Source organism: Nostoc sp. JL34 (assembly GCF_017114945.1).
Classification (GTDB): domain Bacteria; phylum Cyanobacteriota; class Cyanobacteriia; order Cyanobacteriales; family Nostocaceae; genus Nostoc.
In genome coordinates this window covers 54825-77394 of sequence record NZ_JABXKQ010000094.1, presented here as the reverse complement: position 1 = coordinate 77394, position 22570 = coordinate 54825, and the positions used below count along the sequence as shown (strand labels likewise).

At 43.0% G+C, this 22570-nt stretch carries 16 protein-coding genes and 1 pseudogene; 8 read left to right on the top strand and 9 right to left on the bottom strand.

The genetic code is table 11. From position 1 onward, the window contains the following. Positions 1-29: 29 nt before the first annotated feature. Entirely contained in the window at positions 30-1565 is a 1536-nt protein-coding gene (locus HWQ44_RS17805; RefSeq protein WP_292721048.1) for a calcium-binding protein, read from the bottom strand. A 1049-nt stretch (positions 1566-2614) separates the two neighbouring features. Beyond that, entirely contained in the window at positions 2615-5302 is a 2688-nt protein-coding gene (locus HWQ44_RS17800; protein WP_334727281.1) for a calcium-binding protein, read from the bottom strand. Between the two features lie 897 nt (positions 5303-6199). Between HWQ44_RS17800 and HWQ44_RS17795 the strand changes: the two genes are divergently transcribed. The 3 genes from HWQ44_RS17795 (at position 6200) to HWQ44_RS17785 (ending at position 9311) form a co-directional block, all read left to right on the top strand. Next, positions 6200-6658, top strand: coding sequence for a M67 family metallopeptidase (locus tag HWQ44_RS17795; protein ID WP_292721045.1), 459 nt, complete (start codon positions 6200-6202; stop codon positions 6656-6658). A 137-nt stretch (positions 6659-6795) separates the two neighbouring features. Further along, positions 6796-7968, top strand: a complete 1173-nt coding sequence (gene moeB / locus HWQ44_RS17790; RefSeq protein ID WP_292721042.1) for a molybdopterin-synthase adenylyltransferase MoeB — start codon at positions 6796-6798, stop codon at positions 7966-7968. A 143-nt stretch (positions 7969-8111) separates the two neighbouring features. After that, a complete protein-coding gene (locus HWQ44_RS17785) occupies positions 8112-9311 on the top strand; it encodes an MFS transporter (RefSeq protein ID WP_292721040.1) in 1200 nt (399 codons plus the stop codon). Positions 9312-9378: 67 nt separating this feature from the next. On the opposite strand, the gene ftsH4 is transcribed toward HWQ44_RS17785, so the two are convergent. The 3 genes from ftsH4 to HWQ44_RS17770 form a co-directional block, all read right to left on the bottom strand. Then, the gene (ftsH4, locus tag HWQ44_RS17780) at positions 9379-11247 is read right to left on the bottom strand and encodes an ATP-dependent zinc metalloprotease FtsH4 (protein ID WP_292721038.1); all 1869 of its coding nucleotides are present in this window, start codon (positions 11245-11247) and stop codon (positions 9379-9381) included. Positions 11248-11338: 91 nt separating this feature from the next. Then, on the bottom strand, positions 11339-11524 hold the full coding sequence (locus HWQ44_RS17775; protein ID WP_012408660.1) for a DUF2949 domain-containing protein: 186 nt from the start codon (positions 11522-11524) through the stop codon (positions 11339-11341). 848 nt (positions 11525-12372) lie between these two features. Continuing rightward, entirely contained in the window at positions 12373-12819 is a 447-nt protein-coding gene (locus HWQ44_RS17770) for a molybdopterin-binding protein (protein WP_292721034.1), read from the bottom strand. A gap of 368 nt (positions 12820-13187) precedes the next feature. On the opposite strand from HWQ44_RS17770, the gene HWQ44_RS17765 reads away from it, so the two are divergent. The 3 genes and pseudogenes from HWQ44_RS17765 (at position 13188) to ylqF (ending at position 15662) form a co-directional block, all read left to right on the top strand. Next, the gene (locus HWQ44_RS17765) at positions 13188-13985 is read left to right on the top strand and encodes a hypothetical protein (protein WP_292721032.1); all 798 of its coding nucleotides are present in this window, start codon (positions 13188-13190) and stop codon (positions 13983-13985) included. Between the two features lie 535 nt (positions 13986-14520). Next, positions 14521-14703: pseudogene (locus HWQ44_RS17760) on the top strand (VOC family protein); the annotation flags it as partial. 77 nt (positions 14704-14780) lie between these two features. Next, a complete protein-coding gene (ylqF, locus tag HWQ44_RS17755; RefSeq protein ID WP_292721030.1) occupies positions 14781-15662 on the top strand; it encodes a ribosome biogenesis GTPase YlqF in 882 nt (293 codons plus the stop codon). A gap of 331 nt (positions 15663-15993) precedes the next feature. Here ylqF and HWQ44_RS17750 read toward each other — a convergent pair whose 3' ends face one another. The 4 genes from HWQ44_RS17750 to HWQ44_RS17735 all read right to left on the bottom strand — a co-directional run bounded on the left by HWQ44_RS17750 (position 15994) and on the right by HWQ44_RS17735 (position 18913). Beyond that, positions 15994-16434, bottom strand: a complete 441-nt coding sequence (locus HWQ44_RS17750) for a hypothetical protein (protein WP_292721027.1) — start codon at positions 16432-16434, stop codon at positions 15994-15996. Between the two features lie 83 nt (positions 16435-16517). Beyond that, positions 16518-17372: a DUF72 domain-containing protein gene (locus HWQ44_RS17745; RefSeq protein WP_292721024.1), complete on the bottom strand. Its 855-nt coding sequence runs from the start codon at positions 17370-17372 to the stop codon at positions 16518-16520. Positions 17373-17601: 229 nt separating this feature from the next. Beyond that, positions 17602-18249 (bottom strand): pentapeptide repeat-containing protein, encoded by a 648-nt coding sequence (locus tag HWQ44_RS17740; RefSeq protein ID WP_292721021.1) that lies wholly within the window; start codon positions 18247-18249, stop codon positions 17602-17604. 169 nt (positions 18250-18418) lie between these two features. Continuing rightward, positions 18419-18913, bottom strand: coding sequence for a hypothetical protein (locus HWQ44_RS17735; RefSeq protein WP_292721019.1), 495 nt, complete (start codon positions 18911-18913; stop codon positions 18419-18421). Between the two features lie 969 nt (positions 18914-19882). On the opposite strand from HWQ44_RS17735, the gene aroF reads away from it, so the two are divergent. Together aroF and HWQ44_RS17725 are read left to right on the top strand one after the other, a co-directional pair. Next, the gene (gene aroF / locus HWQ44_RS17730) at positions 19883-20755 is read left to right on the top strand and encodes a 3-deoxy-7-phosphoheptulonate synthase (RefSeq protein WP_292721016.1); all 873 of its coding nucleotides are present in this window, start codon (positions 19883-19885) and stop codon (positions 20753-20755) included. 325 nt (positions 20756-21080) lie between these two features. Next, positions 21081-22538, top strand: coding sequence for an efflux RND transporter periplasmic adaptor subunit (locus tag HWQ44_RS17725; protein WP_292721014.1), 1458 nt, complete (start codon positions 21081-21083; stop codon positions 22536-22538). Positions 22539-22570: the final 32 nt, after the last annotated feature.

Genomic DNA, 22570 nt, shown 5'->3' with positions numbered 1-22570 from the left:
TGTCATTTTGGAATCTCCCTTAGTTTTTATTAGTAAATAAGATGCGTTTGCCCTGTATCAGTACCAGCTCCTCCATAGAGGCTATCATTGCCATTCCCAAATCCAGAGGCTGTGAGAGTATCATTACCATCGCCTCCATAAAGGGTGCTATTGCCATAACCGCTAGTACTCAAGCTATCGTTGCCTGCACCGCCAATAATCTTATCATTACCACCATAGCCCCCAAAGAGTAAGTTATTGCCTGATGGAGACTGAGCATTCAAGGTATCATCACCAGCACCACCATTGAGAGTGTTATTACCTGAGGAAGACAAATAATCATCGTAATTAACGGACGTAAATAAATAGGCAGAGATGGAGAGAGAATCATTGCCATCGTTTCCAGAGAGTAAGTTATTGCCTGTTGAATACCTAGCGCTCAAATAATCGTCACCAGCGCCACCGTTGAGGGTGTTATTGCCTGAGGAGCCAAAATTGATCCCTCTAGATTCATAGTAGCCAGAGCTGAAGAGAGAATCATTGCCATCGCCCCCAGAGAGTAAGTTATTGCCTAATGGAGCCTGAGCATCCAAGGTATCATCACCAGCGCCACCGTTCAGGGTGTTATTGCTTGAAGAGGGGAAATAGATATATCCGCTGACACTGCTATAAACGTTAGAGGTGTAAAGATAATCATTGCCATCGTCCCCAGAGAGTAAGTTATTGCCTGTTGAAGCTCCACCCCTCAAGGTATCGTTACCAGCGCCACCGTTGAGGGTGTTATCGCCTGTTGAAAATTCAACATTCAAGTAATCGTTACCAGTACCACCAACGAGGGAGTCATTGCCTGTGAGGGAGTCATTCCCCACACCACCAACGAGAGTATCATTACCTGCACCACCAACCAGGGAGTCATTGCCCGCACCACCTCTTAAAAGGTCGTTGCCACTCAAGCCGTCAATGATATCATCGCCCCCCTGACCATTGATGACATCATCTGAGTTGTCAAAGCCACTAACATTATTGGAGAGATCGTTAAGAAAAGTAACTGTGTTCAAGTTGAAGATAGTGCTTTGGGTGGAGTTGGCATTGAAGACATCAAAGCCGTCAGTGATGCTAGTTTGCCCATCAAACTGGATATTACCCAAGTCTATAGTCGCTCCTGTAGATTTGCTGAGGTTTTCCAGGTTTTCCAGGGCTAAGTTTTGCAAGATGACTATAGGACCAAAAAACCTCGTTTCATAAGCATCCCCTTCAAAGCTGATTTCCAGATTGTTGCCATTCTGGGTCAGCAGCAAATTTTCGGCACTAAAGTCATCATTGCCCTGGAAATTTAGGGTGTCCACTTCGGGAATGACTGCTGCCGAGGGATTGATACCTTTACCTATGCCACCAAAATCGGTGATGATATTAGTGCCACGGGAAAACGGGTAGAAAACAAATTCATCGTTACCACCTCCACCAGTCAAGGTGTCGTTGCCATCGCTGGCTGTGATAATATCGTTGCCTACTTTACCGTTAATCGTGTCAGAGTCACTACTACCCAGTAAGGTATCATTACCGTTGGTTCCAATGATATTTGCCATAATAATGTTGACCTACCTAAATCGATTTTTTCAGTAACTTCAGTTCTCAAGTTGCTGTTTGTGCCTGAAAACAGCACAAACATTCGCCGCAATTTGACGTTTTCGGCATATCCTTCTTTCAAAAAACCCTTTCCACATAAGCTTTACGTCAAGTGTTTCTTGAAAGAGGGATAACACTAATTGTATTGATAAATCGAATGCAAGGTGTTTACAAGAGCATCTTGCATTCTGTGCCTAGAATGATGGTGGAATGCTAATGGCCATTAAACAACCACAAAGTTGTTTTCGGTTAGTGTCACACCACTCAAAGTAGTACTTATCTAGCTATCTAGAACTATCTAAGTCATAAGCATCCTAACTTTACTTGCTTTACCAAAATAGTTAGTTGTCATTGCATTGGCGTCAGCCTTCTGTAGGGGATGAAGCGAAATGTTCTGTATCTGGATGAGAATCGTTATAAGTTGATTGAATTACAAACGCAGACATGAGCCGACTTAGCGAATACTTGTGTTTTTTGTCAATGCCTAAGCCCTGTGGTCTAGAAAATAGGCAAACACGTTTTTACATCTTTGTTGTCGGCTATTGCCTGTTGATATCTAGCTTAAAAAGAAAGAATACCTAAATAACCTGATAAACAACTTGATAATAACTATATACTGAACAATTACTTAGAAGTCTATGCTTAAACAAGCATCTTTGCATACACTTTACATTACTTGCCAATAAATGTATAGGTAATTACATCACTTTGTAAAGTCTTCACATTTTCCTAGATAAAAATACATATTTTCTTTTTTGCTCACAGCAATGCCTGGGTTGGGCTACACTGGGCAAAAATCTTTATAAGTTGCTTGAATTACCAACGCAGACACAATCTGACTTAGGCAAGAACACTTGCAAACTATTTGTACTAATTGCTAAAAGTTGAGCAACAAAATCCAAGACATACTCTTTGCTAATAGCAATTGTATTGAACAATCTAATGGGAAGTGCCTAAAATAGAACCTCCCATTCCCTGCCTAGTAATGATGATCGAACACTAATGACGATTAAACAACCACAAAGTTGTTTTTAGTTAGTGACAATCCAGCAGATAATTGTGCAAATTTTACCTGAGTAAATGCAGCCGTACTACCATCAAGGTCAAAGTACAGTGCACCTGTAATATTGTCATAGATAAATCGTTGATTGCTTGTCGTTGCAGATGTTCCAAGTGTAAACTGACTAGCTGAAAGTGAAGGTGTTGATAACCCGCCACCAAAACCAGCAGCCGATACCTGAATTAATTCATTAGTGGCATTAAAGTCATAAAGTCTATCTACACCTTCATTGTAACTCTTGAAAGTAAAGGTATCAGTACCATCTCCTCCATAGAGGGTATCATTTCCAAAACCACCTGTGAGGTAGTCATTGCCAGCACCACCGTTAAGGGTGTTATTGCCTAATGCGTTATATGCGGAGAGAGTATCATTGCCATCACCCCCAAACAGGAAGTTCTTGCCTGTTGAATAATCAACAATTAACTTATCGGCACCAGTACCACCGTTAAGGGTGTTATTGCCTGATGTCCTGCGATAGACTCCTTCGCCATCATTACCGTACTCGTCGTACTGATAGCCAGAGGCGGATAGATAATCATTGCCATTGTCTCCAGAAAGCAGATTATTGCCTGATGAATAGTCAATATTCAAGTTATCGTCACCAGCACCACCGTTAAGGGTGTTATTGCCAGTGGTGTTATAAAAAGATCCTCCGTAGCCGTAGCCGTAGCTAGAGCCGGAGAGAGAATCATTGCCATCACCACCAGAGAGCAAATTAGCGCCTCGTGAATAATTAACATTCAAGTTATCGTTACCAACACCACCGTTGAGGGTGTTCTTACCAGAGGTATTATCAAACCTGTAGCCCTCGAACTCAGAGGCGGATAGATAATCATTACCATCGCCACCAGAGAGCAGATTATTGCCTGTTGAAATGTTAGCACTCAAGTAATCGTCACCAGCACCACCGTTGAGGGTGTTATTACCACTGGCAAGATTGATGGAGAGAGTATCATTGTTATCGCCACCATCCAGTAAGTTATCGCCTTTTGAAAAGAAAGCACTTAAGCTATCGTTACCAGCGCCCCCCTTGAGGATATTATTACCAGACACCACAGGGTCGTAGTAGCCACCAGAGACGGAGAGGGTATCATTGCCATTCCCACCATCTAGTAGGTTATCGCCTGCTGAACCGTCAGCACTCAAGCTATCGTTACCAGCACCACCGTTGAGGGTGTTATTGCCAGACACCACATTGCCGTAGTAGTCACCTAAGGCCGAGAGAGTATCATTACCATCGCCACCAGAGAGCAGGTTATTACCTGGTGAAGAGTCAGCACTCAAGCTATCGTTACCAGTACCACCGTCCAGGGAGTTATTCCCCGTACCACCAATGAGAGTATCATTCCCCGTACCACCAATGAGAGTATCATTGCCATCGCCCCCAGAGAGCAGATTATTGCCTGTTGAACCGCTAGCACTCAAGTAATCATCACCAGCACCACCATTGAGAGTGTTCTTGCCAGACGAGCGAGAGTCGTATGTGGAGGAAAGGTTGCGGGGTTCGTACGGGTCTTCGTAGGGAGTATACTTGTAGTAGCCAGAGATGGAGAGAGTATCATTACCATCGCCCCCAGAAAGCAGATTATCGCCTGTTGAACCGCTAGCGCTCAAGCTATCATTACCAGCGCCACCGTTGAGGGTGTTCTTACCAGACGAGCGGGAATCGTTATTAAAGTAGCCATTTCCTTCGTAATAGCCAGAAATGGAGAGAGAATCATTGCCATCGTCACCAGAGAGCAGGTTATTGCCTGTTGAACCGCTAGCGCTCAAGCTATCATTACCAGCGCCACCGTTGAGGGTGTTTTTGCCAGACGAGCGAAGGTCGTCGCCGTCTGGGTAGTTGCTGTATTGGTAGCCAGAGACGGAGAGAGAATCATTGCCATCACCCCCAGAGAGCAGATTATCCCCTGTTGAACTGTTAGCGCTTAAGTTATCGTCACCAGTCCCACCGTTGAGAGTGTTATTGCCTGCACCACCAATGAGAGTATCATTCCCCGCACCACCCCTCAAAAGATCATTACCACTCTTGCCGTCGATTTTGTCATTACCGCCCTGACCATTAATGACATCATCTGAGTTATCTAAACCCGTAATGTTGTTGTCGAGATCATTAAGAAAAGTCACCGTGTTCTTGATGCCCAGATTAGTATCAGTAGAATTGGCATCCAGGACATTAAAATTATCGGTGATGCTAGTTTGCCCATCAAACACAATATTACCGATCGCTGGTGTTGCACCAGAAGCTTTGAGATTCTCCAAGTTTTCTAGTTGGAACTTTTGCAGGATGACTTTTGCACCAGCCACCCCTTCAAAGGTAATTTCCAGATTGTTACCATTCTGGGTAAGCAGCAGATTTCGGGCACTCAAGCCAGCACCTTGAAATTTAATGGTATCCACTTCGGCAATGACTGCTGCTGTCGGGTTTGTTCCTTTACCTATACCACCAAAATCGGTGATGGTATCAGTACCATCGCCTAAGTTGTAAACAAATTTATCCTTGCCACCGCCACCAGTCAGGATATCATTACCTTTCTTGGCTGTAATAATATCGTTGCCTGCTTTACCGTTAATTGTGTCCGCGCCGTCACTGCCCAGTAGAGTGTCATTATTGTTGGTTCCAATGATATTTGTCATAACTTTTACCTACCTAAATCAATTTTTTCAGTAATTTTAAGTTCTCAGCCCTGAGTTAGTGCTGTTTTAGAACACAAGAACTCGCCAAGAATCGGCGCTTTCGCCATACTTTTATGTCAGCCTAGAGGGACAGTAATTTTTCTCGAAAATCCACTCTTTTGACTAGCTTGTAAGTGGCACTTATCTAATTATCAAAGTCTCACGCGCTGTACAAAATCATGACAGTGTGGATGAACTGAAATAGGTCGTTTCAGGCTTTTTATAACCATTCTTGATAGAATAGTTGCAGTTACGCCCAACGCAGGCATCGCTGAAAAAACGTCGCCAAATCAAGCTTAAATGCCTGAAATTCATACAAAACCTTGAAAACACGAGTTCAACTGTCTTAAAAACAGGGAACAGTTAACTATTGATAGAGAAAGGGATTTTCATACCCTCGTTATCGCCTATTGCCCGTGTATATCTAGCTTAAAAATAGAGAACATCTAAATAACTTGATATTAACTAAATACTGAATATTTACTTAGATGTCCATAGTGAAAGAACTATCTTTGCACACTCTTTATATTATATGCCGATAAATGTATGTGCTAATAGTGTGTTCTTCATATTTTTTGAGTTTATGGTCAAGAATTTGCAGACAGCAGCAGTCACAAAGAATTTTGAGTGGAGGCTTTCTTTCAAGGCAGCAAACTTTCAGAAGGCAATAAGAAAGCAGTAGGCAAATGTTTGAAGATGAAGATATTGATACAAAATACTTTTTGAACGCTGCGATGCCTGGGTTAGGCTACACACTATGATTAAGATCGAGCGATGCCTGCGGCGGGCTACGCCTACGCATAGTAATTGTATCTGGGCGATTATTATTAATAAGTTGCTAGAATTACAAACGCAGAGATGATCCGATTTAGCCAAGAACAGTTGCAAACCATCCGCACCCATGCCGAAAGCACCTACCCAGATGAGTGCTGTGGTATAATTTTGGGCTATCTGGCTAATGAGGGCAAAACTGTGGTAGAAGTCATGCCAACAGAAAATACTTGGAATGCAGAAGCGGCGGCTGAGTTTCCAGGGGAACACACAATAGAAAGTAAAAGACGGCAATATACGATCGCACCCCAAGTTATGCTAAAAACACAAAAGGAAGCACGCGATCGCTCACTGAACATTATCGGCATTTTTCACTCCCACCCAGATCATCCTGCTATCCCTTCAGAATGCGATCGCCTCTACGCTTGGCAAGGATACTCGTATATAATAGTTTCCGTCCAAAACGGCAAAGCTGGGAAACTTCAAAGCTGGAGTCTTGATGATACTCATCAGTTCCAAGCAGAGAAAATTGAAAATATAATTTAACGGCTTAGTTTAAAGACATTCACTCATAGCGGTTTTCGCCGCCACCACGGATGAAAATTCGTCTTCCCCACTCCCTATCTCCATAGGAGATACAGTTTTTCGATAGGATTAATATTCCGTCCCAGATCATAACTGCTATGCTTAATCCCAATCTGGATGAAATCCAGTTGACCAAAGACGATTACGAACGCTACTCCCGACACCTGATTTTACCGGAAGTAGGACTAGAAGGACAGAAGCGCCTGAAAGCCGCTAGTGTACAGTGTATCGGTACAGGTGGACTCGGTTCACCACTACTTTTATATCTGGCGGCGGCGGGTATTGGACGCATCGGGATTGTGGATTTCGATGTTGTCGATACTTCTAATCTTCAACGCCAAGTAATCCACGGTACATCCTGGGTGGGTAAACCCAAGATTGAATCGGCAAAAAACCGCATTCACGAGATTAATCCCTATTGTCAGGTTGATTTATACGAAACTCGCCTGACTTCCGAAAACGCCCTGGAAATCCTCCAACCTTACGATATCGTGGTAGATGGTACTGATAACTTCCCCACCAGATATCTAGTTAACGACGCCTGCGTATTGCTGAATAAGCCCAACGTTTACGGTTCAATTTTACGTTTTGAAGGGCAAGCTACTGTATTTAACTACGAAGGTGGGCCGAATTATCGTGACCTTTTTCCAGAACCCCCACCACCAGGAATGGTTCCCTCATGTGCAGAAGGTGGCGTATTGGGAATTTTGCCAGGAATTATTGGTTTAATCCAGGCAACCGAAACTGTCAAAATCATTCTGGGACAAGGTAATACTCTAAGTGGACGATTGCTGTTATACAACGCCTTAGATATGAAATTTCGGGAGTTGAAACTGCGTCCTAACCCGATTCGCCCAGTAATTGAAAAGCTGATAGACTATGAACAATTCTGCGGGATTCCACAAGCTAAGGCAGAGGAGGCAAAACAGCAGATGGAAAGTCAAGAAATGACCGTCAAGGATTTGAAGGAATTGCTGGATAGTGGTGCGAAGGATTTTGTACTGCTGGATGTCCGCAATCCCAATGAGTACGAAATTGCCAAGATTCCTGGTTCAGTTTTGGTGCCCTTACCAGACATTGAAAATGGAAATGGCGTTGCTAAGGTAAAGGAAATATTGAACGGTCACCGCTTAATTGCTCATTGTAAGATGGGCGGGCGATCGGCAAAAGCCCTTGCCATTCTCAAAGAAGCCGGGATTGTCGGGACGAATGTCAAAGGCGGAATTACCGCCTGGAGTCGAGAAATCGATCCTTCAGTTCCAGAGTATTAAAAACGCACCGCTTTCGTTAAAGAGGGGATGAGGGGGAGAAGAGGGACAAGGAAGACAAGGGGGACAAGGAAGATAAGGTAAAATTTTCTCCCTTGTCTCCTCCCTCTCCCTCATCTCCTCATTTCCCACTTCCCTATCTCCTTATGACTACCTCGAAATCTCATCTCAATATTTTATGGGTGCAAGTTTGGGTGTTGGCAGCTGTACAGGGAGCAATTACCCTCACTTGGTTAATTTATAATATATATTTGCCGCAACTTTTGACTCAGTTTGGTTTTCCTGCTTCATTGGCAATTGGCTTGGTGCTAGTCGAAAATGCCTTGGGTGCAGTGCTGGAACCCATGATGGGCGGACTTTCAGATCAAGCTAGGCGCTGGGTAGGAACTCGGTTTCCCTTCATCTCAGTAGGTATGATTTTGTCATCGGCTTTGTTCATTGCTATACCATGTGTTGTAAGCTTGATCCCACCTACTACTGTGATGCGATCGCTCTTACCTATAGTATTGGTAGCCTGGGCATTCGCAATGACAATATTTCGCTCTCCAGCTATGTGCCTATTGGGGATGTATGCGACACCAGCCCAGTTACCTTTAGCAGTAAGTTTTGTCACTTTAGCCGGCGGTGTGATTGGGGCTTTTAGACCGATAAGCTACAAGTTCATTCTGAGTTTAGGGCCAGTTTATACCTTTGCGATCGGTTCTTTCGTCATGCTAGGGGCGGCGGCTGTGTTGCGGTTAGTCAATCCCCCAGAAGCACCAGTGGATAGACATCAAGCAGAAATAGTAAAGTTGCCCTTACAGAAATTGGCGTTGATTTTAGGAACTGGTTTCGGTGTCGCGTGGGGTATCCGATTTCTTATGGATGTGTTGGGTAAAGTGCTGAAAGCCCAACTGAATACTGATAATATTGATGTGCAAATGGTATGGATTGGACTAGCGATCGCAATTGCCAGCATACCAGCAGGGATCTTCGCCGTCAAAATTGGCAATCGTCAAGCAATGCTTTGTGGGATCTGTGCAATCATTCCCTCGTTACTGATAATGATATCTGTGGGCGCACAAATTCCGATAATTGTCTTAATCGTTGCGGGCTTTAGTTTAATTGTCAATGGGGCAATTCCTTTTGCTTTAGGACTAGTACCCCAGCGGTGGGTAGGATTAGGAATTGGGATGTATTTTGGTGGGTTCGCTTTAGCTATGAGTTTATTTGGCATCATATTTCCCCAACCGCAAGGGATAACACCTTTTGTTGGTGCTGTTGGAGGTGCATTGGCATTTTTCCTGGCTGGTGTTTGCATTGCAGTAAGTGGCATTTCTGAAACGCATAGGAACGCAGAGGTTTAACGCAAAAGGACGCAGAGAATTACTTTGCGTCCCTCTGTGGATGAAATCTGACTTTCTTAATTACGAATTACGAATTAGTTACAGGTTTCACTTGACTCAACAAATCGTGCAGTTTTTCGCCTTCAATGACTTCTGTTTCTAAGAGTTGAGTCGCTATCGCTTCTAGCAAGTCTCGATTCTGTCTGAGAATCTCTAGGGCTTGTTCGTGGGCTGTTTCCACGATTTCCTTGACTTCGCTATCAATGGCTTTGGATGTGTCTTCACTGACCGCCCGCCGGGGATTAGCCCCACCATTACCCAGGAACATTGCTTGTTGTCCTTGTTGGTAAGCCAATGGCCCTAAGACTTTACTCATCCCATAAGCTGTAACCATCCGTTCTGCTAAATCAGTTGCTCGTTGCAAATCGTTGGAAGCACCTGTGGTAATACTGTTAAATACAATCTCTTCAGCGGAACGTCCACCTAACAGAGTTGCAATCTGACCCCGCAATTCTGCTTCATTCATCAAAAAGCGGTCTTCAGTTGGTAATTGCAGAGTGTAGCCCAAAGCAGCCATCCCACGAGGAATAATCGAAATCTTTTCTACGCGACCGTTTCCTGTTGTGAGCGCCCCGACCATTGCATGACCAACTTCATGGTATGCAACAATCTTTTTCTCAGTCTCGTTCATCACCCGACTCTTCTTCTCTAAACCGGCGACTACCCGCTCAATTGCTTCGGCGAAGTCTTCTTGAGCAACACTTTGACGGAGATTGCGAGCTGCCAATAATGCGGCTTCATTTACCAAATTCGCCAAATCTGCGCCAGCAAAACCAGGGGTACGAGTAGCGATCGCTTTTAAATTTACATCATCTCCTAATTTTACCTTTTGAGCGTGAATCTTCAGAATTGCCTCCCGACCAGATAAATCAGGACGGTCTACCAACACTTGGCGGTCAAAGCGACCTGGACGTAACAATGCCGGGTCTAGGGTTTCGGGGCGGTTGGTAGCTGCTAAAACAATTACTGTTGCATCCCCAGCTGCAAACCCGTCCATCTCTGTTAGTAATTGGTTGAGGGTTTGTTCGCGCTCATCGTTACCACCGTAGAAGCCATTACTGCTGCGAGACTTACCGATCGCATCCAATTCATCAATGAATACAATACAAGGAGCTTGTTTTTTGGCCTGCTCAAACAAATCTCGGACTCTGGAAGAACCCACACCAACAAACAATTCTACAAACTCGGAACCAGAGATACTGAAGAATGGAACTCCTGCTTCTCCTGCTACGGCTTTCGCTAAAAGTGTCTTACCAGTTCCTGGAGGGCCAACCAACAACACACCTTTGGGAATCCTAGCGCCAATTTGCGTAAACCGTGCCGGAGTTTTGAGGAAATCTACAATTTCCACTAACTCAGTTTTCGCTTCTTCGACCCCAGCCACATCTGCAAAGGTGATTTTAGCTGATTCGCCTTCAACGTAAACCTTAGCTTTGCTCTTACCAATGGAAAGCGCACCTTGGGGGCCACCGCCACCACCACCACGAGCGAGAAAGAACTGCCAAATGCCAATAAAAATCAGTGGTGGAATCACCCAACTCAAGAGGGTTGTAAACCAAGTATTCTTGGGTGGAGGTGTTGCAGCAAATTCAACTCCCTTTTGTTCTAGCAGTTTGGGTAACTCTAAATCAAAGATTGGTGTAGTTGCAAATACTGGCCCCGATTCGGCATTTTCTGTTTTTAGTTGGTAGAGGATCTGATTTTGACCCACAGAAACGCGGTTGACTTCCCCTTCCTGTACTTGATGAATAAATAGACTATAGGGAACACCAGTCGGCCCAGAAGCAAATAAACCAGGCAAGAATAAATTTAAGAGCAGGAATAGCCCTGATACTGCCAGCAATATATTAGCAATGATCCGAAACCGAGGTGACTTAGGCTGTTCTTTAATTGCCATAAATGTTACCAATCCTTAGAATGAAAACTGTTGAGAATGTGACTTTCTGAGAAAGTCTGCTATTTCCAGCCCAAATAATTAAAGCAGCAGCTTATACTGTTTCCAACCAATCAAAAATTTGGGCTAACTGATCCAGTGTTACCAGCCCATACTGCCAGAGGGTCATGGCTAGAAAGTTGGGGGTCTGCTCACAATGTCGCAAAGCAAGAGAAATTGCTCCACCAGAAATACCCAACTCTTCCTTTAAAAAATGCACCAATTGATCTGTCGCTTTCATAGCAATGTTTAACAATGTTAATTAAGTCTTATTTTTGAATTAGCTGAAGAAACTTGATTAAAAATCGGCATACTCAGTGAAACCAAGCTGAGATTATTGTGCGATGTACATCCGAGTTACGATCACGTACCCGCCCAAACTATGGCGATTGGCTCTGCTCACGCAAAGTTGTTCAATTTGTCTTGATCCTTAAGGATATTACTGATTCTCATAATTTCTCCTGATTAGCAATGTTGGCAGCATTTTTTTATTTATGTAACTAAACTTAACAATTTAATTAATCTTTGGGAACTAACGAGCAAATACGGTTTACCGTACTCAAAGAGTTAACACCACTGGAAAAGAGAAAACTTTCGTGAAGAGAACGCCATCAAAAAAGACGCAAAGATTGTGAGACGCCAATAGAAATCCCCGTATTTTTTGCCATATAACCGTGTGATGTTCATTTTTTAACGGTGATTTATATCTCTAGATAGATATATACACGATCTAAAGAGAGCGATCGCAAGTCTCAAATTCAAGTTAAAGCCAGTAGGAGCGCACAGATGTACGCCTCTACAGCCGATTAATTGGTTGTCAAGATTTCTGAAAAGCGATTGCAAAATCCAATTGCAAATTTTTTTGTAAAGTCTTGTATAGCAGCAAGCAAAACAAAAATGATACCAAGTTAATCCCTAGACAATTTTTATTACTAGTTGATACTTCCTTTGAGCTGCGACGCCAAATAGCCCCTTGTAGACATTGCATCAACTATATATACTCAATTTATCTTGCAGTTCTCCAAAATCAAAAATGTTAGTGATGAGAATTCATCCTCTTGATATCCAACGCCCAAAATCAACATATTTCTATTCTCTAGCAATGACAATATCGTTAGATTTAATCACTGCATAAGCTTCTTTCCCTTCAGATAGTTCCAACTCTTCTGCAGAAGCTCTGGTAATAATTGAAGTTAATTCTACTTTATGAATAATCTCCAGAGTCACTTCACTATTAACAGCTCCATAAACAACTCGCTTAACAACACCTTTAAGAATATTCCGAGAGCTAACTTTTAGTGATTTTTTTTGAATATTACTTTCTATGTCAGGCTTTTGAGTATAGTAGATATCTTCCTGTTTTTCCTGCTGAGTTGATGGTGATGTTGATGCCAAACTGTGCTGAGTGAGACTACGCACGAGTTCCCGCAGAATTTCAGTCTTGGTGCGTTGAGACTGTTCGCAGAACTCCTCCAGAATCTTCCGCTCGTCCTCTGATGTTTGAAATGTGACCCATCCTTGTTCTTTTCTTGGCATAATAATATTATCAATTTTGGTTATCTTGGTAAAATTCTACCAAGTATCAATTCGATACGTCGTTTTAGTAATAACATTTTTTTTGTCAGGATTTTCGGCATTTTTATCGCAAATTAATCAACTAATCTCATATAGTTAACTACATATATATTTATTTTTTTCTAGATGCGAAATATTTTGTTACTTGAAATTGTCTAAATCACCACTAAATTATTACCAACTAAGATGGTATAAGAGAAGTCTGTGGTATTTGTTGGGATAGCGATGCCGATGTTGGGCTACGCCTACGCAGGATAATCTGGTAGAAAATTCCGTAGGCGATCGCATCAGTGCCGTAGGATTATTTAACGTGAGTTGATAGCAGGGGGATGAAACACCTAAAATCGCGCTCTCAAGACCTGCGGAGTTTATTTGAGAACAATATCACCATTGAATACGTGGCAGAACCCCTGAAAGCTATGCCAGCGGATGCAGAGGCGAAAGAAGTGCTGTATTGGATGCAGGCACAGAACTTTGATGTTATCGGCGTTGAGACAGGAGATATTATTAGCGGTTATGTAGAACGCTCTAGTTTGATTCCAGGCAAAGAAGGCAAATGTAGCGATTATCAACGGGTCTTTCATCCAAAAGAACTAATTGCCATTTCCACCCCACTGATGAAGTTGCTACCCGTTTTGCGACAAACTCCGCGATTGTTTGTCTTAGACTGCAATCAGGTAAGTGGTATTGTTACCTGTGGTGACTTGCAGAAAGCACCCGTGCGAATGCTATTGTTTGGCTTGGTAACACTGCTAGAGATGAATTTGCTGCGGCTGGTGCGGATTTACTATCCCCAAGATTCTTGGCAAAAAGTCCTCAAACCTGAGCGTTTAGAAGTTGCTCAACGGCTATGGCGAGAGAGCCAAGAAAGAAACGAAGCTACCGATTTATTAGATTATTTGCAATTCTGTGATAAACGAGAGTTGATTTTAAATCAACCAGAACTTCTCCAGCAACTAGGACTAAAATCAAAACGATTTGGTGAACGTTTCCTCAAGTCTGCTGAACAGTTGCGAAACCGATTAGCTCACGCCCAAAATTTAGTTAGTGGTTCCTCTTGGACAGAGTTGATTTCTCTAGCAGAAGCGATGGAAAAACTGTTAATTCACTGTGAGGAAGTTGAGTAAATTAGTTAAATCACTATGTTTGATTTACCTGAAAATACCTGTAAAATAAAATTTCTTTAACTCCGATCACGGATCACGGCTTGAAGCCGTGGGGAAATCTAATTCATTAAGTACATTTTTCACTATTTTCGTTCTTTTAGACACCAATGACAAAGACGGCGAACCCAAAGGGCGATAGGTAAATATGGTTTTCCAGTACACTAACGCATTTGTCACCATAGCATCGGTTAATTGGGAGAAATTAGTAAATTTCTATACCAAATTGCTGGAGCAAAAGCCAGTTATTTTGATTCCAAGTGTCTATGCTGAGTTTAATTTGGTTAGTATGCGATTAGGTATTTTTAAACCAAAGAACACAGACGAATCTGAATTTGAAGCGATGTCTAACGACAAGTCCTTTGGGTTCGACGGATTGCAAGACCCTCATTCGCCTTTGGAATCTCCCCTTAGCAAAAGACTTTCTACTGCTGCTCTAACAACGGAAACCGTCTCACCTTGGGAGAAAACTCCGACCCCCTCACCATTTTGTACCTACTCCAAAAATAAGATAAGTTTGTGTTTAGAGGTGAGTAACTTAGAAGATGCGATCGCTCACCTAACTGCTTTGGGTTATCCTCCACCAGGAGACATTTCCATTGCTTCCCACGGCAGAGAAATTTATGCTTATGACCTTGATGGCAATCGTCTGATTTTACATCAAGCCAAAAAGGAGTGCTGAGTTAGGAGTTATTATTGTCCCCAATCCCCAATCCCTTTTATTGGCGATAATAAGTAATTGGTAGTTAATAATAAACTATGGCCATAACTCAAAATTATAGATTAAACCTGATTCAATGGTATCCAGGTCACATTGCGAAAGCTGAAAAGAAGCTCAAAGAACAGCTTAAGCGCGTAGATGTGGTATTTGAAGTACGAGACGCCCGGATTCCCTTAGCGACTCACCATCCCCAAATAGCTGAGTGGGTGGAGGGTAAGACACGGGTGTTGATACTTAACCGAGTAGATATGATTACACCGCAAATGCGATCGCTGTGGTTAGATTGGTTTAAACGTCAGGGAGAAGTCCCTTATTTTACCAACGCTCAACATGGTAAAGGTATAGCAGAAGTGGCGCGGGCAGCGCAAGCAGCTGGGGTAGAACTCAATCAAAGAAGAAGCGATCGGGGGATGTTACCCCGTCCAGTGCGGGCTGTGGTGATTGGTTTTCCCAATGTCGGTAAATCAGCTTTAATTAACCGCCTGTTGGGACGACGAGTAGTAGAAAGTGCAGCTCGTCCTGGAGTAACTCGCCAACTACGCTGGGTGCGAATTTCCGAACATTTGGAATTGCTAGATGCTCCTGGTGTCATCCCTATAAGATTGGAAGACCAAGATGCAGCATTGAAATTAGCCATTTGTGATGATATCGGTGAAGCATCTTACGATAATCAGCTAGTAGCAGCAGCCTTAGTGGATTTATTCAACTATTTAGAAGCTGTAGCCGCAGATTTATTACCAAAAAAACCATTACAGTCCCGCTATCAACTCGATTCTATATCCGACACCGGAGATATCTATTTGCACGCTTTGGCAGAGCATCGTTACAAAGGTGATATAGAGCGAGCTGCAAGGCAACTTTTAACAGATTTTCGCAAGGGGTTGTTAGGTGAAATGAGTTTGGAATTACCTCCTAACTAGATTACAAGCATTTTCAGCCCATTTTTGAGTAGTAGGTGAGTAGCACTTCAAAAGTCTGGGCACTCTGCTTTGGTGACATCTGGGTGACAGTAATACTTCAAAACTGTTTGGACGTTATCGCCGATCCAGTAGGCTACCTTTTCAGGAGATGCTCCAGATGCGATCGCCCAAGTGGCGAAGGTATGCCGAGTGCTATAAGCCTTTAGCCTGCCTTGAAATTGCGATCGCCCCTTTCTAACAAAAAAAAGACCATACTGTGTCTTAACAACACACGTGGTTCAATTAAATGAAAACTGTTGTAAGCTTCTTTTACTCCTAACTCCTACCTTCTTCAAATAGCTCTTTGCCGCACATGTCGCCCATCAAACCCTTGCTTAATCCAACTCAGACATTCATATTCGGATTTGAATAACTTTGGAGCTGCAATATTATTCAATAACTCTGGTGGGTAATGGTCATAAAAATATTTGTCTCCTTCTTGAAAGATGATAATCAAATTGTTCCGATAAATATAGCGAGACTTAAAACTATCTCCCCGATGAACAAACTCTGAATTTTGATCAATATACTCTTTAGCAATATCAGCGATATTACTAACGCCACTTCCATAGATACCTGCGGGGTTTTCTGCTTTATGAAATTGGCTTCTGTGACCAATTTCAGATAGCAATTTATACGAATAAATTTCGTAATTATCCGCCTTGCCAAAAATAAATGGAATGATGAGATATCCTTTATATGAGACTGAATTTTCATAAAGAAGACGACTCATCTCAACCTCCTTTGGTGGAACTGCTCTTAAAAAATTCGCTTTAACAGAAAACTATTACAACACCAATTATCTACTAAATACGATCACCATAAACTGAGTTGATTGGGGGGATGCTCAAGGTTATTCCAAGGTAGGGGTGGAACTGGTATACCACTCTGTTCCAATAGCTGTTGGAAGTGACGGGCTGTGCTGGGTGATCGCGCTTCTATTGGACAATGGACAAAGAAATAAATTCGCACTCCCATCTGTAACCATTGCTGAATCTGTCTCACCCACTCTTCCATAAATGGCTGATTCACTGATAAATTCGGATGAGAAATAAACCGAATCAGAGTAAAAGGTGCTGTCACACTCAATTGCAACGGTAATTTGGGTTTGCGCCGTTCCGATCGCAACTGGGGGTCATCATCTCCAGTGTAAATGGGGCGCGAGTCTAACAGTACCCGTCCTACACCTAATTTTTCTAAAAGCGCCGTCAAGTTATTAGCATGGGGTTCCTTGAACCAGTCGGGATGCCGAACTTCCACCGCTAGAGGTGTGTCTGTACGCGGCCAAGCCTCCAGAAAGTTGGTCAAGTCGTCAAGTAATGCAGGTGCATAGCTGGGTGGTAACTGAGCAAAGATTGGGCCGAGATGATTACCTAAAGGGCGCATCTCCTCCAGAAATTTTAAAGCAGCCGGAATATAAGGTTGTAGCAATCCTTGATGAGTAATATCTCGCGGTAATTTCAGACAAAATTCAAAACCTGCTGGTGTTTCGGCAGCCCAACGGGTTACAGTTTCTTGATTAGGCACGGCATAAAAAGTGGTGTTACCTTCTACAGTCGTGAAGCGGCGACTGTAAAGATGGAGAAAATCGGCAGTGCGAGTGCCTTGGGGATAGAGTTCGCCCACCCAACCTTTATATGCCCAAACAGCACAACCGATAAAAAAGTTCACAGTGCCTAAAAGTCTTAATGGATCATATTCAATTTTACAGTCAGGTTGTAGGCATAGATGAAGCTAGGTCAGATTTCCAACTTCTGAAAGGATACTGCCGATCATTAAAATCGCAGATTGCTTTCTCATTTGAGCAAATCGCCTATTTATTTTGGTATTTTGGGCAAGCTATTCAAGCATATTGAGAAAAATTATATGCTTGATCGCTTTCTCATCAGCGCAACCTCAATTATTGATAAATTGCACCATCAGGCATAATTGCCCCTGCTAAGTTAGTACCAATTAGTTTAACCAGAAGACGCTCACCAGAGCGAATCCGCGCTCCCGTCAAGTCGGCTCCTCGCAAGTCGGCCCCACTGAGATCCGCTCCAATCAAATTAGCAGCGCGTAAATTCGCCTCCCTAAGATCCGCTAAAAGTAGATTTGCTCGAAATAAATTTGCTTCAGATAAATTTGCACCTCTGAGGTTGACTTTGTGCATAAAAGTATCGCTGAGATTAGCACCACTCAAATTGGCATAACTCAGATTTCTGCCGGATAAGTCTTTATTGCTCAAATTTGCCCGACTATAGTCTTTGCCACTCAAGTCTGAGTTTTGCTTTGGTGGTCGTTGGATTGTTTGAGATGGTTTTTCCTGTTGAGGTGGCGGTGAGTTAAATGTGGCTTGAGGTTTGGTTTTTAGAGAGCGCAACTTTTCACGAGCTTCATTTATGGCTTTCAGCTTGTCTTGTGCTTTCTGCTGTAAACGGAGATTGTCTTTAGGAATGCGATCGGGATGCCAAACAAAGACTAAATCTTTGTAAGCCTGGTTCACTTCTTCAAGTGTTGCCCCAGGCTCTAATTCCAAAACTCTATAGTACCGCTCCAGATCGCTCATACGATATTTTGGTGGACAATCAACTTAATTATGAGTGATAGAGCCATCTATCGGCTGCATCATTTGTTATTGATTATGGGGCATTGGGTATTGGGGACTGGGAAAGAGGAGGCAGGAGTTCTTTAATTTTGAATTTTGAATTTTGAATTTTGAATTTTTAATTGATTTCTCATCTCCCCATCTCCCCATTTCTCCATCGAGCGATCGCTCTCAAATATGCTGCCACTGGAATCTGATAGACTTCAATAAAAATCCAAACAATAATTGATAAATGTGATAGGAAAGTTAATATTGTCCAAATATATGGTAACCAAGTAATGGGTTCCTTGAGATTAGCAGGAAAATAGTAAGCTACTATGCCAATTAGAGTAGTGGGAAGAATGACAAAAACTGCTGCTGCTAGTCCATAACCCCAACCTAATTCCACACCTTCCAACTGGCCTTCTGTCCAACTAAACCCATTCCAACGCCAAGTTAAGGGTGGTTGCCGAGAAGGCATCTTGATTTGCTGTAGTTCTAAGTTGACTGTAAAAATTTCTTGGCAAAAGTCACAAGCCATAGCTTCCATCAATGGCATGTGAGAAATCTTACCTATCCGACAGACTGGGCAGGGGTAAGCTCCATGATAGTCGAAAGATTGGGCTAAGATTTTGGAACTGGGCATAATCAGACTGATGATCCTAAAAAGTTAATCTGGTCAATAAGGACTTGGGTAAGAATAATGTATGGCGATTGTCAATTCTCTGCAATAAGCTTTCGCAAGATCAGGTCATAAGTCAGGAGAATTATATATTTTAACTTCTCAATCCTGGCTCTTGGAACTTTTGAGGGACGGAAGCCACGGCTTAGAGTTCTCTCTGATTACCTTGAGTTAGCTGTATTCTATTCGTTAGAAAATGGCCATATTCTCAATTTTGAGATTTTTCACCATTGATTTTTGATCCTTTACACTACCCATTAGTCATAACCCAACAATATTTGTAAATTTATATAACTATGATGATATCTAAATAACAAGCCTTGATACTCGTTCGCTTTTGGCATCTCCCTTTGGGAGAGGACTCGAAGAGGCTGCGCTATCGGGTTCGGGGGTGACGCTCCTTCTGTACGCAAACAAGCAACTAGAACTGCACTACACAATCAGGACAGGGCATAATTTTGAATTTCGCAAAGCTTTACTAGTCTTGAACCCCACAGTTGTAATGAGTCTATCGCTTTTTTCTAGTTTGTGGAGGTCTTGACACCGCCGACTCTTCCTGATAATGTTACCTTACATAAGTATAGTTTTTAAGTTTTCCAGCAAAAGCCCCGCAAATGCTTAACACAAATTCCTACTTTTATTTTTGGTTTAAGGTGGTTCACCGGGAGTGAATTAAGTTTCCTAATGGAAACCACCCGGTGAACCGCAGAGCAAACTCTGCGGTTTTTGTTTTTTAAGGAGAATTTCATCGTCATGACTTATTTCAGTAGCTGGTTTTATGGCTTTTACTTTTGGCCCAGAATAAATTCCGGGTAAATAGCGTCATGCCAATGAATCAGAACGCGCCCGGAACTCTTAAAGGTTTCGGGCTTTTTTGTTGTTATTTGAGAAATCCCCAATCCCCAATACTTAATTGTTCAGGAGAATGAAACCATGATTAATGCCAAACTTGCTGCACAATCCCATCTAAATCATCAGACAATCGTTAAAATCTCGAAAGAAGTCGCTTTCGGCGGCAAAGAACTGGTAATTATCGGCGGCCCCTGCACTGTTGAAAGTTTAGAACAAATGGAAATAGTCGCCCAAAAGCTATCTACTGCATCAGTACAGGGATTGCGTGGCGGTGTTTACAAACCCCGCACGTCTCCCTACGCTTTCCAGGGTATGGGAGAGGAAGGATTAGAGATTTTGGCAAGGGTGCGATCGCATTACAATATGCCAGTTGTCACCGAGGTGATGTCAATTTCCCAAATTGAAGTAGTCGCCACCCACGCTGATATGCTTCAAGTTGGTAGTCGCAATATGCAAAACTTTGACTTGCTCAAAGCTTTGGGACAAGCTGGTAAGCCAATACTACTCAAACGTGGTTTAGCAGCGACAATTGAAGAATTTGTCATGGCTGCTGAATATATTCTCAGCCACGGGAATCCTGATGTGGTGTTGTGCGAACGCGGTATCCGCAGTTTCGATGATTACACCCGCAATGTCCTAGATTTAGGGGCAGTAGTCGCACTCAAGCAAATCACTCACCTGCCTGTAATTGTAGATCCTTCCCATGCCGTCGGGAAACGGGAACTTGTGGCACCTTTAGCCAAGGCTGCGATCGCTTGCGGTGCAGATGGATTAATTATTGAATGTCACCCAGAACCAGAAAAATCTGTTTCTGATGCCCGTCAAGCCCTTTCCTTAGAAGATATGGTGCATTTAGTTGATAGCTTAAAACCTGTAGCAACAGCCGTTGGGCGCAGTATATCAGAAGCGATCGGGGCGGGTTTGACACCTGCCCCGATTTTTTGTGCTGCTTAAATTTCAGCAAAGGGCGATCGCTTGAATGTCTTAGTCAAAAGATTTCTTTTGGCCTAATTACAAATAGCGATCGCTTTCGTAAAATAAACTTGTTGCTTAGGCTATTCCATTGGTTCTCAAACAATTTTTGCTACACAACCCTATATATAAAAATAAAATTACAACAGTTTAACAACAATTTCTTTCCAAAAGGGGTAGGCGAAAAAAACAATTATTAGTACACTAATGTTTAGCTTAACTAATATTACGCTCATCTAATTAGAATTCATCGCAACTAACCATTTTGCGAAAAATGCGATATTTAATGACCAGCTAGTACGTGTCTGTGCTTCCCCCTTTCCCCCAGATTGTTGATATGCGCTGTTTAGCTACTGTTCAGACGATAAAGCCTTCGTCCTTGGCTGCTCAAACTGTTCCTGGTTTTCAGAGCATTATTCAAAGAGGGCGGTTCTCACTATTTATGTTAAGTCTGGCCTACTTATGTAGTGCCTGTAATGCAACTGACGCCCAATCAAGTGGAAAAGAAGCAGGAAAAAAACGAGCTGTACCTGTGGTGGTTGCCACTGCAACTCAAAAAACAATTCCAATACAGCTATCGGCTACGGGAACAGTAGAAGCATATTCTACGGTATCTGTCAAGTCTCAAGTAGGCGGACAACTTACTGGCGTCTATTTTCAGCAAGGACAGAACGTTAAGAAAGGAGACTTGTTATTTAAAATTGATTCCCGCCCTCTACAAGCCGCGCTGATGCAAGCTAATGCTGCTAAAGCTAAAGATTTAGCCCAGGTGAAACAGGCACAGGCAAATGTCCTCAAAGCGATCGCCCAAGTGAACCAGGCAAAAGCTAATGTAGTGAAGGATAAAGCCCAGGCAACAAATGCAGATGCCCAAGCTCAACGTTATAGTAGTTTGCTCAAGCAAGGGGCAATCAGTAAAGAGCAAGCCGAACAATATCAGACGAGTGCTGATGCTCAACAGGCAACGGTGAACGCAGATCAAGGTGGAGTGGCAAATGCTCAAGCAGCAGTGGCGGCAGCCCAAGCAGATGTACAAAATGCTCAGGCAGCAGTAGCATCAGATGAAGCTGCGATCGACAATGCCAAAGTTCAGCTTTCCTACAGTTCCATCTACTCACCAATTGCCGGACGCACAGGTAGCCTGAAGCTAAATCAAGGGAACTTGGTACAGGCGAATGCCGATGATCCGCTAATTACAATCAGTCAAATTCGCCCGATTTACGTCAATTTTTCCATTCCCCAGCGACTACTGCCAGATATCAAAAAGTACAGTGCGAATAACGGTAAGTTAAAAGTCGATGCTTTACCTCCTAAAGATGCAGGGCATCCGGTACGAGGCGAACTCACCTTTGTTGATAGTGGAGTCAATACCCAAACGGGCACTATTCAACTTAAGGGTACTTTTAGCAATGCTGACGAGCGCCTGTTTCCAGGGCAGTTTGTCAATGTAGTACTCAAACTCAGCGAAGAACCAAATGCCATAACTGTTCCTTCTCAGGCGGTACAGAGTGGACAACAGGGGCAGTTTGTGTATGTAGTCAAACCCGACAAAACAGCAGAAATGCGTCCAATTACCGTTGGTGACAGCGTTGGAAACGAAACGGTGATTAAGCAAGGGTTGAAACCAGGTGAACAAGTAGTCACTGATGGACAATTCAACTTAGTGGCTGGTGCCACAGTCCAAGTGAAACCGGAAGTAGGAAGCAAAGGGGCGGGGGAGGAGAGGGGCAGGGGGCAGGGGAGCAGGGGAGCAGAGGAGAAATAAATAACTCCTAACTCAGCACTCCTAACTCAAGA

What these genes read in the sequence shown, in the direction of transcription:
- HWQ44_RS17775 (WP_012408660.1), bottom strand. Translation starts at nt 11,524, where the DNA reads ATGAAAGCGACAGATCAATTGGTGCATTTTTTAAAGGAAGAGTTGGGT.
- HWQ44_RS17785 (WP_292721040.1), top strand. Translation starts at nt 8,112, where the DNA reads ATGACTACCTCGAAATCTCATCTCAATATTTTATGGGTGCAAGTTTGG.
- HWQ44_RS17800 (WP_334727281.1), bottom strand. Translation starts at nt 5,302, where the DNA reads ATGACAAATATCATTGGAACCAACAATAATGACACTCTACTGGGCAGT.
- HWQ44_RS17805 (WP_292721048.1), bottom strand. Translation starts at nt 1,565, where the DNA reads ATGGCAAATATCATTGGAACCAACGGTAATGATACCTTACTGGGTAGT.
- HWQ44_RS17795 (WP_292721045.1), top strand. Translation starts at nt 6,200, where the DNA reads ATGATCCGATTTAGCCAAGAACAGTTGCAAACCATCCGCACCCATGCC.
- HWQ44_RS17740 (WP_292721021.1), bottom strand. Translation starts at nt 18,249, where the DNA reads ATGAGCGATCTGGAGCGGTACTATAGAGTTTTGGAATTAGAGCCTGGG.
- HWQ44_RS17770 (WP_292721034.1), bottom strand. Translation starts at nt 12,819, where the DNA reads ATGCCAAGAAAAGAACAAGGATGGGTCACATTTCAAACATCAGAGGAC.
- ylqF (WP_292721030.1), top strand. Translation starts at nt 14,781, where the DNA reads ATGGCCATAACTCAAAATTATAGATTAAACCTGATTCAATGGTATCCA.
- HWQ44_RS17765 (WP_292721032.1), top strand. Translation starts at nt 13,188, where the DNA reads ATGAAACACCTAAAATCGCGCTCTCAAGACCTGCGGAGTTTATTTGAG.
- ftsH4 (WP_292721038.1), bottom strand. Translation starts at nt 11,247, where the DNA reads ATGGCAATTAAAGAACAGCCTAAGTCACCTCGGTTTCGGATCATTGCT.
- aroF (WP_292721016.1), top strand. Translation starts at nt 19,883, where the DNA reads ATGATTAATGCCAAACTTGCTGCACAATCCCATCTAAATCATCAGACA.
- HWQ44_RS17735 (WP_292721019.1), bottom strand. Translation starts at nt 18,913, where the DNA reads ATGCCCAGTTCCAAAATCTTAGCCCAATCTTTCGACTATCATGGAGCT.
- HWQ44_RS17750 (WP_292721027.1), bottom strand. Translation starts at nt 16,434, where the DNA reads ATGAGTCGTCTTCTTTATGAAAATTCAGTCTCATATAAAGGATATCTC.
- moeB (WP_292721042.1), top strand. Translation starts at nt 6,796, where the DNA reads ATGCTTAATCCCAATCTGGATGAAATCCAGTTGACCAAAGACGATTAC.